15 protein-coding genes and 3 rRNA genes are annotated in these 17093 nt (G+C 42.1%); 17 read left to right on the top strand and 1 reads right to left on the bottom strand.

The genetic code is table 11. From position 1 onward, the window contains the following. The first annotated feature begins 7 nt into the window (after positions 1-7). The 5 genes from PYW36_RS10575 to rrf all read left to right on the top strand — a co-directional run bounded on the left by PYW36_RS10575 (position 8) and on the right by rrf (position 6434). Positions 8-328 carry a YbaB/EbfC family nucleoid-associated protein gene (locus PYW36_RS10575; protein ID WP_037564914.1) on the top strand — a complete coding sequence of 107 codons (321 nt, stop codon included), beginning with the start codon at positions 8-10 and terminating at the stop codon, positions 326-328. A 1-nt stretch (position 329) separates the two neighbouring features. Then, entirely contained in the window at positions 330-926 is a 597-nt protein-coding gene (gene recR / locus PYW36_RS10570) for a recombination mediator RecR (protein WP_103158693.1), read from the top strand. A 394-nt stretch (positions 927-1320) separates the two neighbouring features. Then, a 16S ribosomal RNA gene (locus PYW36_RS10565) occupies positions 1321-2871 on the top strand. A 279-nt stretch (positions 2872-3150) separates the two neighbouring features. Further along, a 23S ribosomal RNA gene (locus PYW36_RS10560) occupies positions 3151-6077 on the top strand. A gap of 242 nt (positions 6078-6319) precedes the next feature. Then, positions 6320-6434, top strand: a 5S ribosomal RNA gene (rrf, locus tag PYW36_RS10555). Together the 16S, 23S and 5S rRNA genes form the textbook arrangement of a ribosomal RNA operon. Positions 6435-6679: 245 nt before the next feature. On the opposite strand, the gene PYW36_RS10550 is transcribed toward rrf, so the two are convergent. After that, positions 6680-6871 (bottom strand): hypothetical protein, encoded by a 192-nt coding sequence (locus PYW36_RS10550; protein WP_037577070.1) that lies wholly within the window; start codon positions 6869-6871, stop codon positions 6680-6682. A gap of 142 nt (positions 6872-7013) precedes the next feature. Here PYW36_RS10550 and PYW36_RS10545 point away from each other — a divergent pair, with 142 nt between their 5' ends. The 12 genes from PYW36_RS10545 to rnmV all read left to right on the top strand — a co-directional run bounded on the left by PYW36_RS10545 (position 7014) and on the right by rnmV (position 17091). Next, positions 7014-8354, top strand: a complete 1341-nt coding sequence (locus PYW36_RS10545) for an Orn/Lys/Arg family decarboxylase (protein WP_103159381.1) — start codon at positions 7014-7016, stop codon at positions 8352-8354. A gap of 1 nt (position 8355) precedes the next feature. Beyond that, positions 8356-8976, top strand: a complete 621-nt coding sequence (tmk, locus tag PYW36_RS10540) for a dTMP kinase (protein WP_103159380.1) — start codon at positions 8356-8358, stop codon at positions 8974-8976. A 140-nt stretch (positions 8977-9116) separates the two neighbouring features. Then, a complete protein-coding gene (locus PYW36_RS10535) occupies positions 9117-9446 on the top strand; it encodes a cyclic-di-AMP receptor (protein ID WP_037577055.1) in 330 nt (109 codons plus the stop codon). Positions 9447-9617: 171 nt separating this feature from the next. After that, the gene (locus PYW36_RS10530) at positions 9618-10547 is read left to right on the top strand and encodes a DNA polymerase III subunit delta' C-terminal domain-containing protein (RefSeq protein WP_103159379.1); all 930 of its coding nucleotides are present in this window, start codon (positions 9618-9620) and stop codon (positions 10545-10547) included. Between the two features lie 5 nt (positions 10548-10552). Then, positions 10553-11356, top strand: a complete 804-nt coding sequence (locus PYW36_RS10525) for a PSP1 domain-containing protein (protein ID WP_103159378.1) — start codon at positions 10553-10555, stop codon at positions 11354-11356. A 13-nt stretch (positions 11357-11369) separates the two neighbouring features. Then, a complete protein-coding gene (gene yabA, locus PYW36_RS10520; protein WP_037577040.1) occupies positions 11370-11723 on the top strand; it encodes a DNA replication initiation control protein YabA in 354 nt (117 codons plus the stop codon). Positions 11724-11762: 39 nt separating this feature from the next. Continuing rightward, the gene (locus PYW36_RS10515) at positions 11763-12488 is read left to right on the top strand and encodes a tRNA1(Val) (adenine(37)-N6)-methyltransferase (RefSeq protein WP_103159377.1); all 726 of its coding nucleotides are present in this window, start codon (positions 11763-11765) and stop codon (positions 12486-12488) included. Then, positions 12481-12735 carry a GIY-YIG nuclease family protein gene (locus PYW36_RS10510; RefSeq protein ID WP_037577030.1) on the top strand — a complete coding sequence of 85 codons (255 nt, stop codon included), beginning with the start codon at positions 12481-12483 and terminating at the stop codon, positions 12733-12735. The genes PYW36_RS10515 and PYW36_RS10510 overlap by 8 nt, the downstream gene beginning before the upstream one ends. Continuing rightward, complete coding sequence (rsmI, locus tag PYW36_RS10505) at positions 12732-13568, top strand: 16S rRNA (cytidine(1402)-2'-O)-methyltransferase (RefSeq protein ID WP_037577026.1); 837 nt, start codon at positions 12732-12734, stop codon at positions 13566-13568. Before PYW36_RS10510 ends, rsmI begins: the two co-directional genes overlap by 4 nt. 96 nt (positions 13569-13664) lie before the next feature. Beyond that, positions 13665-15632, top strand: a complete 1968-nt coding sequence (metG, locus tag PYW36_RS10500; protein ID WP_037577021.1) for a methionine--tRNA ligase — start codon at positions 13665-13667, stop codon at positions 15630-15632. A 121-nt stretch (positions 15633-15753) separates the two neighbouring features. Then, positions 15754-16533, top strand: coding sequence for a TatD family hydrolase (locus PYW36_RS10495; protein WP_103159376.1), 780 nt, complete (start codon positions 15754-15756; stop codon positions 16531-16533). Positions 16534-16551: 18 nt separating this feature from the next. Further along, entirely contained in the window at positions 16552-17091 is a 540-nt protein-coding gene (gene rnmV, locus PYW36_RS10490) for a ribonuclease M5 (protein ID WP_037577013.1), read from the top strand. Positions 17092-17093 lie beyond the last annotated feature (2 nt).

Below are 17093 nucleotides of genomic sequence, written 5' to 3'. Positions count from 1 at the left end.
AATTACTATGCGCGGTGGCGGAAATATGCAACAAATGATGAAACAAATGCAAAAAATGCAAAAGAAAATGGCAGATGAGCAAGAAAAATTAAAAGAAGAAAAAGTCGAAGGTACTGCGGGTGGCGGTATGGTGAAAGTAATCGTATCTGGTCATAAAGAAGTGGTCGACGTTCAAATTAATGAAGAAGTGGTAGACCCTGAAGATGTAGAAATGTTACAAGACCTTGTATTAGCTGCAACAAATGAAGCAATGTCTAAAGCGGACGACTTAACAGCTGAACGTTTAGGTAAACATACTAAAGGGCTTAACATCCCAGGAATGATGTAAGATGCATTATCCAGCACCTATTTCTAAACTGATTGACAGTTTCATGAAACTGCCAGGCATTGGCCCGAAAACGGCGCAACGTCTGGCTTTTCATGTATTAGATATGAAAGAAGATGACGTCGTTCAATTTGCCAAAGCACTCGTTGACGTTAAACGTGAACTGACCTATTGCAGTACATGCGGCCACATTACAGAGCAAGATCCATGTTATATATGTGAAGACAAACAACGTGATCGCTCAATTATTTGTGTTGTAGAAGATGATAAAGATGTGATTGCGATGGAAAAAATGAAAGAATACAAAGGGTTATATCATGTTTTACATGGTACGATTTCTCCGATGGACGGGATTGGTCCAGAAGATATCAACATCCCTGGGCTTATCGAACGTTTAAAAGATGAAGAAGTCCAAGAATTAATATTAGCGATGAATCCTAATTTAGAAGGAGAATCGACTTCAATGTATATTTCGAGACTGGTGAAGCCACTAGGGGTACGTGTGACACGATTAGCACAAGGACTTTCAGTCGGTGGCGATTTAGAATATGCAGACGAAGTGACTTTATCTAAAGCAATATCTGGAAGAACAGAGATGTAGAGATAAAATAAAGGCACTGAGATTGTAGTCTATAAGGTCGGCAATCTCAGTTTCCTTTTAAAAGTTTATGTAAAAAAGGTGTTTTGTTTTCAAAAGGAGTTATAGAGTGTAATTTTTAGTGTTGTGTTTGTGGCAAAATGGCTGTATAGTTATATCTTGTTGAGCGGCACTGAGGTGCTTGCAAAACAACTTAAAAAAATAATTTTAAAAAGTTGTTGACTTGAGAGTCGAAAGTGTGTATAATCAATTCTTGTCGAGTCAAAAGAAAACGACGCATGAACATTGAAAACTGAATGACAATATGTCAACGTTAATTCCAATAATTTTGAGTACGTAACGTACTTTCAAGAGTGATTGGCTCAACCAATCAACGAGCTATATCAAGCTTACTTCTTTTATGGAGAGTTTGATCCTGGCTCAGGATGAACGCTGGCGGCGTGCCTAATACATGCAAGTCGAGCGAACTGACGAGGAGCTTGCTCCTTTGACGTTAGCGGCGGACGGGTGAGTAACACGTGGGTAACCTACCTATAAGACTGGAATAACTCCGGGAAACCGGGGCTAATGCCGGATAACATATCGAACCGCATGGTTCGATAGTGAAAGACGGTCTTGCTGTCACTTATAGATGGACCCGCGCCGTATTAGCTAGTTGGTGAGGTAACGGCTCACCAAGGCAACGATACGTAGCCGACCTGAGAGGGTGATCGGCCACACTGGAACTGAGACACGGTCCAGACTCCTACGGGAGGCAGCAGTAGGGAATCTTCCGCAATGGGCGAAAGCCTGACGGAGCAACGCCGCGTGAGTGATGAAGGTCTTCGGATCGTAAAGCTCTGTTGTTAGGGAAGAACAAATGTGTAAGTAACTGTGCACATCTTGACGGTACCTAACCAGAAAGCCACGGCTAACTACGTGCCAGCAGCCGCGGTAATACGTAGGTGGCAAGCGTTATCCGGAATTATTGGGCGTAAAGCGCGCGTAGGCGGTTTTTTAAGTCTGATGTGAAAGCCCACGGCTCAACCGTGGAGGGTCATTGGAAACTGGAAAACTTGAGTGCAGAAGAGGAAAGTGGAATTCCATGTGTAGCGGTGAAATGCGCAGAGATATGGAGGAACACCAGTGGCGAAGGCGGCTTTCTGGTCTGTAACTGACGCTGATGTGCGAAAGCGTGGGGATCAAACAGGATTAGATACCCTGGTAGTCCACGCCGTAAACGATGAGTGCTAAGTGTTAGGGGGTTTCCGCCCCTTAGTGCTGCAGCTAACGCATTAAGCACTCCGCCTGGGGAGTACGGTCGCAAGACTGAAACTCAAAGGAATTGACGGGGACCCGCACAAGCGGTGGAGCATGTGGTTTAATTCGAAGCAACGCGAAGAACCTTACCAAATCTTGACATCTTTTGACCACTCTAGAGATAGAGTTTTCCTCTTCGGAGGACAAAATGACAGGTGGTGCATGGTTGTCGTCAGCTCGTGTCGTGAGATGTTGGGTTAAGTCCCGCAACGAGCGCAACCCTTGAGCTTAGTTGCCATCATTAAGTTGGGCACTCTAAGTTGACTGCCGGTGACAAACCGGAGGAAGGTGGGGATGACGTCAAATCATCATGCCCCTTATGATTTGGGCTACACACGTGCTACAATGGACAATACAAAGGGCAGCGAAACCGCGAGGTCAAGCAAATCCCATAAAGTTGTTCTCAGTTCGGATTGTAGTCTGCAACTCGACTACATGAAGCTGGAATCGCTAGTAATCGTAGATCAGCATGCTACGGTGAATACGTTCCCGGGTCTTGTACACACCGCCCGTCACACCACGAGAGTTTGTAACACCCGAAGCCGGTGGAGTAACCATTTGGAGCTAGCCGTCGAAGGTGGGACAAATGATTGGGGTGAAGTCGTAACAAGGTAGCCGTATCGGAAGGTGCGGCTGGATCACCTCCTTTCTAAGGATAATATACGGAATATCGCTTTTAAGCGATAAGGGATAACGGAGACATATTGTATTCAGTTTTGAATGCTCATTTTGAGGATTCAACATTGTACATTGAAAACTAGATAAGTAAGTATAGATTTTACCAAGCAAAACCGAGTGACAAGCGAAAAGCTTGAAACAAAAATTATCGCTAGTCGTCGACAGACGACTCACAATAATTAATAACTGGTGGATGTTGGTTATTGTTCAATTCGAAAGCCGAATGTAAACAATTGCCAAAACATCAAAAGATTAAGTTATTAAGGGCGCACGGTGGATGCCTTGGCACTAGAAGCCGATGAAGGACGTTACTAACGACGATATGCTTTGGGGAGCTGTAAGTAAGCTGTGATCCAGAGATTTCCGAATGGGGGAACCCAGCATGAGTTATGTCGTGTTATCCGCATGTGAATACATAGCATGTGAGAAGGTAGACCCGGAGAACTGAAACATCTTAGTACCCGGAGGAAGAGAAAGAAAAATCGATTCCCTGAGTAGCGGCGAGCGAAACGGGAAGAGCCCAAACCAACAAGCTTGCTTGTTGGGGTTGTAGGACACTCTGTACGGAGTTACAAAGGAATATGTTAGACGAATAACCTGGAAAGGTTAATCAGAGAAGGTAAAAATCCTGTAGTCGAAAACATCTTCCCTCCTGAGTGGATCCTGAGTACGGCGGAGCACGTGAAATTCCGTCGGAATCTGGGAGGACCATCTCCCAAGGCTAAATACTCTCTAGTGACCGATAGTGAACCAGTACCGTGAGGGAAAGGTGAAAAGTACCCCGGAAGGGGAGTGAAAGAGAACTTGAAACCGTGTGCTTACAAGTAGTCAGAGCCCGTTAATGGGTGATGGCGTGCCTTTTGTAGAATGAACCGGCGAGTTACGATCTGATGCAAGGTTAAGCAGAAAATGTGGAGCCGTAGCGAAAGCGAGTCTGAATAGGGCGAATGAGTATTTGGTCGTAGACCCGAAACCAGGTGATCTACCCTTGGTCAGGTTGAAGTTCAGGTAACACTGAATGGAGGACCGAACCGACTTACGTTGAAAAGTGAGCGGATGAACTGAGGGTAGCGGAGAAATTCCAATCGAACTTGGAGATAGCTGGTTCTCTCCGAAATAGCTTTAGGGCTAGCCTCAAGTGATGATTATTGGAGGTAGAGCACTGTTTGGACGAGGGGCCCCTCTCGGGTTACCGAATTCAGACAAACTCCGAATGCCAAATAATTTAACTTGGGAGTCAGAACATGGGTGATAAGGTCCGTGTTCGAAAGGGAAACAGCCCAGACCACCAGCTAAGGTCCCAAAATATATGTTAAGTGGAAAAGGATGTGGCGTTGCCCAGACAACTAGGATGTTGGCTTAGAAGCAGCCATCATTTAAAGAGTGCGTAATAGCTCACTAGTCGAGTGACACTGCGCCGAAAATGTACCGGGGCTAAACATATTACCGAAGCTGTGGATTGTCCTTTAGGACAATGGTAGGAGAGCGTTCTAAGGGCGTTGAAGCATGATCGCAAGGACATGTGGAGCGCTTAGAAGTGAGAATGCCGGTGTGAGTAGCGAAAGACGGGTGAGAATCCCGTCCACCGATTGACTAAGGTTTCCAGAGGAAGGCTCGTCCGCTCTGGGTTAGTCGGGTCCTAAGCTGAGGCCGACAGGCGTAGGCGATGGATAACAGGTTGATATTCCTGTACCACCATGATTCGTTTTAAGCGATGGGGGGACGCAGTAGGATAGGCGAAGCGTGCTGTTGGAGTGCACGTCCAAGCAGTAAGACTGAGTGTTAGGCAAATCCGGCACTCATTAAGGTCAAGCTGTGATGGGGAGAGGAAACATGTTTTCCTCGAGTCGTTGATTTCACACTGCCGAGAAAAGCCTCTAGCTAGAAGATTGGTGCCCGTACCGCAAACCGACACAGGTAGTCAAGATGAGAATTCTAAGGTGAGCGAGCGAACTCTCGTTAAGGAACTCGGCAAAATGACCCCGTAACTTCGGGAGAAGGGGTGCTCTTTGAGGTTCACGCTTCGAAGAGCCGCAGTGAATAGGCCCAAGCGACTGTTTATCAAAAACACAGGTCTCTGCTAAACCGTAAGGTGACGTATAGGGGCTGACGCCTGCCCGGTGCTGGAAGGTTAAGAGGAGTGGTTAGCATTAGCGAAGCTACGAATCGAAGCCCCAGTAAACGGCGGCCGTAACTATAACGGTCCTAAGGTAGCGAAATTCCTTGTCGGGTAAGTTCCGACCCGCACGAAAGGCGTAACGATTTGGGCACTGTCTCAACGAGAGACTCGGTGAAATCATAGTACCGGTGAAGATGCCGGTTACCCGCGACAGGACGGAAAGACCCCGTGGAGCTTTACTGTAGCCTGATATTGAAATTCGGTACAGTTTGTACAGGATAGGTAGGAGCCTTAGAAACGTGAGCGCTAGCTTACGTGGAGGCATTGGTGGGATACTACCCTAATTGTATTGGATTTCTAACCCGCAACTCTTATCGAGTTGGGAGACAGTGTCAGGCGGGCAGTTTGACTGGGGCGGTCGCCTCCTAAAGTGTAACGGAGGCGCTCAAAGGTTCCCTCAGAATGGTTGGAAATCATTCATAGAGTGTAAAGGCATAAGGGAGCTTGACTGCGAGACCTACAAGTCGAGCAGGGTCGAAAGACGGACTTAGTGATCCGGTGGTTCCGCATGGAAGGGCCATCGCTCAACGGATAAAAGCTACCCCGGGGATAACAGGCTTATCTCCCCCAAGAGTTCACATCGACGGGGAGGTTTGGCACCTCGATGTCGGCTCATCGCATCCTGGGGCTGTAGTCGGTCCCAAGGGTTGGGCTGTTCGCCCATTAAAGCGGTACGCGAGCTGGGTTCAGAACGTCGTGAGACAGTTCGGTCCCTATCCGTCGTGGGCGTAGGAAATTTGAGAGGCGCTGTCCTTAGTACGAGAGGACCGGGATGGACATACCTCTGGTGTACCAGTTGTCGTGCCAACGGCATAGCTGGGTAGCTATGTATGGACGGGATAAGTGCTGAAAGCATCTAAGCATGAAGCCCCCCTCAAGATGAGATTTCCCAACTTCGGTTATAAGATCCCTCAAAGATGATGAGGTTAATAGGTTCGAGGTGGAAGCGTAGCGATACGTGGAGCTGACGAATACTAATCGATCGAAGACTTAATCAATTTAGTTCATAAGGTGATGCTTGTGAAACAATACTTACTATCTAGTTTTGAATGTATAATCATTCATTTTACGAAGTGAAATGTTCGATAAGACGTTTGACACTCACCGTATTTTAGGAAGTGAAAACGTTTGAAGTCTATGAATCGCAAGAAAGAACGAAGGCGTTTACTTAGCGTAAACAACTGAGTGATGACGTAGCGATGAAAACGTATGCGAACGTTTGCCACAAAGTAAAAAATTGTTTGGTGACAATAGCAAAGAGGTCACACCTGTTCCCATGCCGAACACAGAAGTTAAGCTCTTTAGCGCCGATGGTAGTCGGACTTACGTTCCGCGAGAGTAGGACGTTGCCAAGCAAACATCATAAGTGATGCGATGAGCCGAATCGAGACCGAGAGGTCTCTTTTTTGTTTGAAAATGGATATACATAGAAGAGACTATCCTTTTCCTTTCTAATGAAATAGCCACCAAAATTTACCTTTAGATAAATTTTGGTGGCTATTTTAATAGAACTCAAACTAAAGACCTTCTATTCACCCTTGTGCATAGTCGGACTGAAAATGTCACTCATTTTATTCGTAACACCTTCATGTATATGATTTCAAAAAAACGGCATATGTTTACTTGCGTTGATGATATCTTTCGTATAAAAGAATTGTTTGCCTTGCCCAGTATAGGCGGGTTCTAAAAGTAAATTCGTCGTTGCAGCATAGAGCCATTTAGGATGAATACCAGAGTTTAAAATGTCTTGGAACTCTTGAAAATCTTTATTCCAATCTAAATTAATGTGCATGAATTTCACCTCACTTTTATTATAGAACATATGTACGTATTTGGGAACTAAGCTGTAATGATAGATGAGATGCCCTACTATAGTCAAGTTTATCAATCAATGATAGGATAGAGATATTCAAATAAATTGAAGGAGATAAAAGATGAAAGGTCCTTTATATCAACGTTTAGAGACGTGGGCAACAGCACAACCCATCTCGATGCATGTGCCTGGACATAAAAATCAAACGATTGGTGACTTATCTTTTTTATCAGGCCACTATGATATTACTGAAATAACAGGGTTTGACGATTTGCATCATCCAGAAGATGTTTTGAAAGACAGTATGGCGACGATTCAACGCCATTCGGATTATGATGCTTATTTTTTAGTCAATGGGACGACGAGTGGTATTTTGGCGACGATTCATGCGTTTCAATCTTTACCAGGACAAGTCATAATGGCACGCAATGTCCACAAATCGGTGTTTAATGCGCTGGATTTAGGACATCAACAGGCATTCATTTTACCGACAGAGATTCACGAAAAAACTTATCAATATTTAACGCCGCGCCCAGAAAATATAAAGCTAGATAATGGTAAATTAGGGGTCATCACTTATCCTAATTATTATGGTCAAACATTTGATGTTGCGCGTACGATTGAAGCATTTCATCAAGGTGGCATTCCTGTTTTAGTTGATGAAGCGCATGGAGCTCATTTTGGATTAAAAGGGTTCCCGTCCTCTGCATTAAATGCTCAGGCCGATTATGTCGTCCAATCGTTTCATAAAACATTACCTAGTTTAACGATGAGTTCAGTGTTATATATACATAAAAAGGCGCCTAGACGGGATCAAGTTATTCATTTATTACAAACATTTCAATCTTCAAGCCCTTCCTATTTATTGATGACAAGTTTAGAATCTGCAAATGCATTTTATGTATCGTACGAAAGTGGGCGCTTTTTTGAACGGCGTCATCAAGTGATACAGGCATTAAAAGAAAAAGGATTACACGTAAAAACTGTGGATGATCCATTAAAACTACTCATTTATCATTCGGGATTATCAGGGTATGAACTGCAAAAGCGGATGGAATCATTGCATATTTATGCAGAGCTTGCAGATGATCAACATGTCCTTTGGATACTTCCTTTGTGGCATGCGAATGATACGTTTCCAATGGAGGATTTGTTGCGACGACTTCAACAAATGAAACTTCCAGACAAACAGCGACAAAATATTTTCGCGCTTGAAACTTTATACACAGGAGAAGGGCAGTATGTGCCTGATACATTTGAACAAACGCGCACAATCTCTTTCCATGAGGCAGAAGGGGCCACTTTAGCACAACATTTAACAGTGTATCCGCCAGGCGTGCCTACGTTATTAAAAGGAGAGAAGTTGACAGCATCTATGATAGCGTTAATCAATGCTTGGTACGATAAAGGGTTACGCGTTGAAGGACTCTATAAAGACAAAATTAAAGTGAAGGATGACTAGAATGGCATTATTTATTTCAATAGAGGGCCCTGAAGGCTCAGGTAAAACGACAGTGCTTAAAGCAGTTGTAGAACAATTATCCAAAGATTATGATGTAATTGCGACACGCGAACCCGGTGGCGTGAAAACAGCTGAAGCCATTCGGAACATTTTATTAGAAGGCGATACGATGGACGCGCGGACGGAGGCATTATTATTTGCAGCGGCGCGTCGTGAACATTTAGTTGAAAAAGTGTTACCCGCATTAAACAAAGGAACGACTGTTATTTGTGATCGATTCATCGATAGTTCATTAGCTTATCAAGGATTTGCTCGAGAAATTGGTGTGAATGCTATTGAAACCATCAATGCATTTGCGATAGAAGGACATTATCCGGATGTGACATTATATTTAGATATCCCGGCTGAAGTGGGTCGTGCCCGTATTTTACAAAATCAACGTGAACAAAATCGTCTTGATAAAGAGGATGAAGCTTTTCATGCGCGGGTGATTGAAGGTTACCAACAATTAATTCAAGCACATCCAGAACGGTATGAAGTGATTGATGCGACGCAATCGATTGAAAATGTTGTTGCCGACGTCATGACGGTGATTCAAGCGCATCTTGCTTATAATTCATAGATGTCATGACCTTAACGAATGTCATCGCGTGTTAAAATGGTATATAATGATTTGTAAATACACACCCATTTTTTAATAATTCTTCAGTGAAGTAAGCGAATGACATATGCTATAATAATGTTCAAGAGGTGCATGAGACTATGAAAATGATAATTGCTATTGTTCAAGACCAAGACAGTCAAGAACTCTCAGACCGACTCGTCGAAAATAACTTTAGAGCGACGAAACTTGCTTCAACAGGGGGCTTTTTACGCGCAGGGAATACCACATTTTTGAGTGGGGTCGATGATGATCGTGTCGATGAAATTTTAGAAGTCATTGGCCATACATGTGGAAACCGCGAACAATTGGTTTCTCCAATTACCCCTATGGGTGGTAGTGCAGATTCTTACATTCCATACCCAGTTGAAGTCGAAGTTGGCGGGGCAACCGTTTTTGTAATGCCAGTCGAATCGTTTCACCAATTTTAGATGATAACGAAGGTTGTGGCAGCGTATGCGGGTCTTTAAGGCAATGTGTACGACTGTACAACCTTTTTTATTTGAAGAATCATTTTGAAGCAACACCCATAAATCGGTATGTTTAAGCTACTGTTACATACACATAATGCTATCATCGAGAAAAAATAAAGGAGACGTGACATGAAGGAGATTGATCAATTACTTAAAGCCTACGAAAATCAAAAACTTTCGCACGCCTATTTATTTGAAGGGGATGATCTAGAGGCGATGTCCTCAACTGCTTTTACGTTTGCGACCCATATTTTATGTCAGACGAATAGCCAATGTGCTACTAAAGTTAAAGAGATGAATCATCCTGATTTTCATTATGTTAAAACGGATGAAACGACGATAAAAAAAGAGCGCATTGAACAACTCGTACATCACATGAATCAATTACCGATTGAAAGTGATTATAAAGTCTATGTGATTCAAGATTTTGAGCGGTTGACCGTGCAAGGGGAAAATAGCATATTAAAATTTTTAGAAGAACCACCAACGAATACAGTAGCTATTTTAATTTCTTCTAAGCCTGAACAAATTTTAGATACGATACATTCTCGCTGTCAACATGTCTATTTTAAACCGATGCCGAGAGAGACGTTTGTCACGCGACTCTCTGAAAAAGAAGACATCACTAAACCGGTGGCAGAATTACTGAGTACCTATACCACCCAATTTGAAGAAGCGCAACAACTGAATGAGGAAGCGGATTTAGTGACATTGCGAAAAACTATTTTACAATGGTGTGATCGGTTACTTAAGCAACGTGAAATGGCCTTAATTGGGATTGTAGATTTATTAAAACAAGCAAAAAACCGACGACTGCAATTGTTAACGTTGGCAGCCGTTAATGCTTTTTTCCAAGATATGATGTATGCCAAATCAGGTTTAATAGAACGTATTACGTTTTCAGAGCTTCAATCGTATTATGAAATGCGTGCACAACAATTAAGCTATCCGCATTTAACGTATATTATTGAACAAATTACAGAAGCACATAAAAAGCTCAATCAAAATGTGAATCCAACGCTGGTATTTGAGCAAATTGCAATTAAAGTAAAGGGGTGAAGCGCATGTGTGTAGTGGTAGGAATCTATTTTAAAAAAGCGAATACCCTAGAATATTATGCGCCTTGTGAAGGGGATTTATGTGAAGGAACATATGTCGTTGTAGAATCTCATCGTGGTTTTGAACTTGGCAGTGTCAAACATGAGCCGAAAACCATTAACGGAGAGGACGTCGCGCAACCATTAAAATCTGTGGTGCGTATTGCATCTGAACAAGATTTGGAGACGCAAATGTCTAATGAATCTGCGGCCGATGAAGCTTTATCGTTATGTAAAACGTATGTTGCTGAACTCGGTTTAGATATGCGTCTTGTTAACTGTGAATATACATTAGATCGCTCGAAAGTCATTTTTAACTTTACTGCCGATGAACGCATTGATTTCCGTAAATTAGTCCGTTTACTCGCTCAAAAATTAAAAACACGTATTGAATTGAGACAAATTGGTGTTCGAGATGAAGCGAAATTACTCGGTGGCATTGGGCCTTGTGGCCGTTCCCTATGCTGTTCAACATTTTTAGGGGACTTTGAACCGGTCTCTATTAAAATGGCGAAAGATCAAAATCTTTCTTTAAATCCGGCGAAAATTTCTGGCGCGTGTGGGCGACTCATGTGCTGTCTTAAATACGAAGATGATATGTACGAAGAAGCGCGTGAACAATTACCAGATGTTGGGGAAATCGTCGACACACCAGAAGGCCGTGGAGAAGTTGTGAGTTTGAATGTCATCAATGTTTCTATGCATGTAAAGGTGGAAGGATTGGAGCAACCACTTGAATATCATATCGAAGAACTGAATACAATTAAATAAGGAGAGAGGCCCATTGGATCGAAATGAACTTTTCGACCGTTTAATGCAATTGGAGCAAAACGTGACGATGATTCAAGATAATATGCAAGCTTTAAAAGCATTGACGGTAGAATTGGTTGAAGAAAACGTGGCATTACAAACAGAAAATGATAATTTAAAGTCTTTACTTCAACAACAAACAGTTCCTGAACAAGAAACCTCAAAGACGAAAAAGCGGCCAACAAAGCAACTGCAAAGTCGTGAATATTTCGCAAAGTTATACCATGAAGGATTTCACATTTGTCATGACGTCTTCGGGAAACATCGAAAAGGTGAAGACTGCATTTTTTGTTTAAATGTTTTAAATAGTATGAAAGACAACGAGTAACAAAACGAGGTTGGGTTGTAATGAAGTAGAGGTGGCAACGTGTTAACACAAGAGGAACGATTAGATTATTTAATGAAAGAAAATTTAAGAATCATTCAAAATGATGCCGTATTTTCTTTTTCAACAGATGCGTTACTTCTTGGACATTTTACGATTCCAAGAAAACGTGACCGTATTTTAGATTTGTGCACAGGGAATGGCGTGATTCCTTTGTTATTATCTGCAAAAGGGAACAACCAAATAACTGGCATCGAAATCCAAGAACAATTGGTGGATATGGCACAGCGTAGTGTGGCCTATAATGCGTTAGACGACCGAATTGACATCATTCACGACGATATTCAACATGTGACGCAACGCTATAAACCTTCATCTTTTGACTTAATCACGTGTAACCCTCCTTATTTTAAAGCCAACCAAGTGAACCAACATCAAATTGAAGCACACAAAATTGCACGTCACGAGATTTATTGTACGTTAGATGATTGTGTGCGGGTGAGCGGACATGCATTGAAACAAGGGGGACGACTGGTGATGGTACACCGTGCGGAACGCTTGTTGGACATTTTTGAAGCAATGCGCCGCTACCAAATCGAACCAAAACAATTACATATGATTTATAGCAAAGTGGGTAAAGAGGCGCAGACCATTGTCGTAGAAGGGCGGAAAGGTGGCAATGAAGGTTTAAAACTGGCACCGCCTTTTTATATGTATGATGCCTCAGGGCACTATACCGATGAAATGAAGGCGATCTATTATGGCTAAACATTATATCTACATCGTACGTTGTAGTGACGATTCGCTTTATACAGGGTATGCCACAAATGTCAAAGCGCGTATCGCGAAACATAATGAAGGTAAAGGAGCCAAGTACACGAAGGCGCGTCGTCCTGTGCGATTAATGTATGAGGAATCATTTGAAACAAAATCTGAAGCGCTAAAGCGAGAATATGCGATTAAACAACTTAGCCGTCACGATAAATTACGTCTGATTAAAGGAGCACAAGCATGACACATCTATATTTAGTGGGAACCCCTATAGGAAATTTAGAGGATATGACATTTCGTGCGATTGACACATTGAAACGTGTTGATGTCATCGCTTGTGAAGATACACGTGTCACTAAAAAACTCTGTCATCATTTTGAGATTACAACACCTCTTGTGTCCTATCACGAACATAATAAAGCACAAAAAACGGAATCATTAATCTCAAGTTTATTAGAAGGAAAAACGGTGGCACTCGTGTCAGATGCAGGGTTACCGTTGATTTCAGACCCTGGTTATGAGTTGGTCGTACGTGCACGTGAGGCACAAATAGATGTCACACCTATCCCGGGTGCTAATGCAGGGCTAACAGCGTTGATGGCGAGTGGTTTGCCTTCATTTGTGTATACCTTTATAGGGTTTTTACCGCGAAAAGCACGTGAAAAAACGGAAATTTTAGAAACACGGATGTTTCAAGAGAGTACGTTGTTATTATATGAATCTCCATTTCGTGTGAAAGAAACGTTAGAAGTGATTCAAGAGATTGACCCGGAAAGACGCATTACCTTAGGACGAGAGTTGACTAAAAAATTCGAACAAATTTCGACGGATCAAGTGAGAAACCTCTTACCTCTATTGGATGAAACGATTCCTTTAAAAGGGGAATTTGTCATTATTATTGAAGGTGCAGAAGCAAAGGTTGCCGAACAGTGGTTTGAAACGCTTTCGATTGTTGAACATGTCGACCACTATATCCATCAAAATATGAAACCCAAACAAGCGATTAAACAAGTGGCAAAAGAACGCGACATGTCGAGTAAATCAGTTTACAATATTTACCACGATATAGAAGCGTAAACTTGGCGAAAACAAGAGAAGATGTCAAGTTGTAAGATTGAAAAAGACGGTAAATTTCGTTATATTAAATAAGATAAGAAATGAGGAGGAGCGCTGATGGTAAAAGATACATTTTATATTACTACACCGATTTATTATCCAAGCGGTAATTTACACATTGGCCATGCATACTCAACGGTTGCAGGAGACGTTATCGCACGTTACAAACGTTTACAAGGGTACGATGTACGTTATTTAACGGGAACAGATGAGCATGGACAAAAGATTCAAGAAAAAGCTCAAAAAGCAGGCATGTCTGAATTAGACTATTTAGATGAAATGATTGATGGCATCAAAGCGTTATGGAAAAAGTTGGACATTTCGAATGATGATTTCATCCGCACAACAGAAAAACGTCATACGGTTGTCGTTGAAAAAATATTTGAAAAGTTATTAGAACAAGGGGATATTTACCTTGGAGAATATGAAGGTTGGTATTCCGTCCCTGACGAAACTTACTACACAGAAACGCAACTCGTAGAGCCTGTGTATGAAAATGGGAAAATCGTGGGTGGAAAAAGCCCAGATTCAGGCCACGAAGTTGAACTTGTGAAAGAAGAAAGTTACTTCTTTAAACTTTCAAAGTATACGGACCGCTTGTTGGCATTTTATGATGAGCATCCTGAGTTTATTCAGCCTCCATCACGTAAAAATGAGATGATTAATAACTTTATTAAGCCGGGACTCGATGATTTAGCGGTATCCCGTACCTCATTTGATTGGGGTGTCAAAGTTCCATCAAATCCTAAACATGTGGTTTATGTTTGGTTAGATGCATTAGTTAACTATATTTCAGCGCTCGGTTATTTGACAGACGATGACGAATTGTTCCAAAAATATTGGCCGGCAGATATCCATCTCATGGCAAAAGAAATTGTACGTTTCCATTCGATTATTTGGCCAATCATTTTAATGGCGCTTGATTTACCATTACCGAAAAAGGTGTTTGCGCACGGTTGGATTTTAATGAAAGATGGAAAAATGAGTAAATCAAAAGGTAATGTGATGGATCCTAATGTGCTCATCGATCGTTACGGTTTAGATGCGGCGCGTTATTATCTCATGCGTGAGTTGCCATTTGGTTCAGATGGTGTCTTTACGCCTGAAGCCTTTGTGGAACGTACGAACTATGACCTTGCGAATGACTTAGGGAACTTAGTGAACCGTACGATTTCAATGATTAATAAATATTTTGATGGTGAACTTCCTGCTTACCAAGGCCCTCAACATGAGCTTGATGCCGAGATGGAACAAATGGCGTTAGATACAGTGAAAGCCTACCATGAAAGCATGGAAAACTTACAATTCTCAGTTGCTTTAGCGACCGTATGGAAATTTATTAGTCGGACTAATAAATATATCGATGAAACTACGCCATGGGTTTTAGCAAAAGATGAAACGCAAAAAGACATGTTAGGCAACGTGATGACCCACTTAGTAGAAAATATACGTTTTGCAGCGGTATTGCTACGACCGTTCTTAACGAATGCGCCATATCAAATTTTTGAACAACTGAACATTAACAATCAGGCGCTCCATGAGTTTGACAGTCTATCTCAATATGGTCATTTGACGGAGCCTATCACTGTGACGGAAAAACCGACACCTATTTTCCCACGCTTAGACGTTGCAGCGGAAGTAGAATATATTAAAGAAAGTATGCAACCGCCGAAGCCTGAGAAAGAAGATGTACCTTCTAAAGCAGAAATTGACATTAAAGATTTCGACAAAGTTGAAATTAAAGCAGCTACCATTATTGATGCTGCACACGTAAAAAAATCAGATAAACTATTAAAAATTCAAGTCGACTTAGACCACGAACAACGCCAGATTGTTTCCGGTATTGCTAAGTTTTATCAACCTGAAGATATCATTGGTAAAAAAGTGGCTGTTGTTACAAACTTAAAACCTGCAAAATTAATGGGACAAAAGTCAGAAGGCATGATTTTATCTGCTGAAAAAGACGGTGTACTCACTCTCGTTAGCTTACCGAATGCAGTTCCAAATGGAGCAATCATCAAATAATTCGAGTAACGACACATTGCAGTTAGACTTGTGAAATGACACTTAGGAGTGAGACGCAATTTCAAATTGATTCAATTTGAGCGCAGTCTCACTCTTTTTTGACGAAAGAGGAGGAATGAGGATGTTAATCGATACACATGTACATTTAAATGCAGACCAATATGATGAAGATTTGGATGAAGTGATTGAACGCGGACGTGCAGCTGGGGTGGATCGTATGTTTGTCGTGGGATTTGATACGAAAACGATTGAACGCGCGATGGCACTCATTGACCAGTATGATTTTATCTATGCCATAATTGGCTGGCACCCAGTGGATGCTATTGATTGTACGGATGAGCGCTTAGCGTGGATTGAATCATTGGCAAAACACCCTAAAGTCATCGGTATTGGAGAAATGGGCTTGGATTATCATTGGGACAAATCACCTAAAGAGATTCAAAAAGAAGTATTTAGAAAACAAATTGCTTTAGCTAAGCGCGTGAAATTGCCTATCGTAATTCATAATAGAGAAGCGACACAAGACTGCGTGGATATACTTATGGAAGAACATGCAGAAGAAGTCGGAGGAATTATGCATAGCTTTAGTGGCTCACCTGAAATTGCTGATGTGGTGATTCATAAATTAAACTTCCATATTTCTCTTGGGGGTCCAGTGACATTTAAAAATGCTAAGCAACCCAAAGAGGTCGCAAAACACGTGCCCCTCGAGCGATTGCTCGTTGAAACAGATGCGCCATTTCTAACACCACACCCTTATCGAGGCAAACGTAACGAACCCGCACATGTCACGCTCGTTGCACAACAAATTGCTGAACTTCGTGGCATCACCTACGAAGAGGTCGCACAACAAACAACGGAAAACGCCGAACGATTATTTCATTTAAATACGTCATTATGATAAAAAGAAGGTGTCTCAGTGAAAATCAATGAATTTGTGGTTGTAGAAGGTAGGGACGATACAGAGCGTGTCCAACGGGCTGTAGAATGCGACACGATTGAAACGAACGGGAGTGCAATTGATCGTGAACGGTTAGATGTCATCCGTCAAGCGCAAGAAACACGAGGGGTAATTGTGTTAACTGATCCTGATTTCCCAGGTGATAAAATTCGCACCATCATACGAGATGCAGTACCGGGCGTCAAACACGCCTATATTGACCGTGAAAAAGCCAAAAATAAAAGAGGAAAAATCGGAGTCGAACATGCGTCATTTGAGGCGATTCGTGAAGCGCTCATGCATGTCTCCTCTCCATTATCTGAATCGCATGAAACGATAGATAAAGCAGTTTTGATTGATTTAGGGCTTATTATTGGGCCAGATGCAAGACATCGCCGAGATATTATAGGTCGGAAACTACATATCGGCCATTCAAATGGGAAACAATTATTAAAGAAACTCAATGCGTTTGGATATACAGAAGAAGACGTGCGTCGCGCATTAGGAGAAGAGGAGTAACA

It is taken from the genome of Staphylococcus chromogenes (assembly GCF_029024625.1).
Classification (GTDB): domain Bacteria; phylum Bacillota; class Bacilli; order Staphylococcales; family Staphylococcaceae; genus Staphylococcus; species Staphylococcus chromogenes.
The sequence above is the reverse complement of the archived record's forward strand: the minus strand, read 5'-3'. Positions and strand labels throughout refer to the sequence as shown.

Coding starts and splice junctions, on each gene's coding strand:
- PYW36_RS10575 (WP_037564914.1), top strand. CDS start 8: ATGCGCGGTGGCGGAAATATGCAACAAATGATGAAACAAATGCAAAAA.
- recR (WP_103158693.1), top strand. CDS start 330: ATGCATTATCCAGCACCTATTTCTAAACTGATTGACAGTTTCATGAAA.
- PYW36_RS10550 (WP_037577070.1), bottom strand. CDS start 6,871: ATGCACATTAATTTAGATTGGAATAAAGATTTTCAAGAGTTCCAAGAC.
- PYW36_RS10545 (WP_103159381.1), top strand. CDS start 7,014: ATGAAAGGTCCTTTATATCAACGTTTAGAGACGTGGGCAACAGCACAA.
- tmk (WP_103159380.1), top strand. CDS start 8,356: ATGGCATTATTTATTTCAATAGAGGGCCCTGAAGGCTCAGGTAAAACG.
- PYW36_RS10535 (WP_037577055.1), top strand. CDS start 9,117: ATGAAAATGATAATTGCTATTGTTCAAGACCAAGACAGTCAAGAACTC.
- PYW36_RS10530 (WP_103159379.1), top strand. CDS start 9,618: ATGAAGGAGATTGATCAATTACTTAAAGCCTACGAAAATCAAAAACTT.
- PYW36_RS10525 (WP_103159378.1), top strand. CDS start 10,553: ATGTGTGTAGTGGTAGGAATCTATTTTAAAAAAGCGAATACCCTAGAA.
- PYW36_RS10510 (WP_037577030.1), top strand. CDS start 12,481: ATGGCTAAACATTATATCTACATCGTACGTTGTAGTGACGATTCGCTT.
- rsmI (WP_037577026.1), top strand. CDS start 12,732: ATGACACATCTATATTTAGTGGGAACCCCTATAGGAAATTTAGAGGAT.
- metG (WP_037577021.1), top strand. CDS start 13,665: ATGGTAAAAGATACATTTTATATTACTACACCGATTTATTATCCAAGC.
- PYW36_RS10495 (WP_103159376.1), top strand. CDS start 15,754: ATGTTAATCGATACACATGTACATTTAAATGCAGACCAATATGATGAA.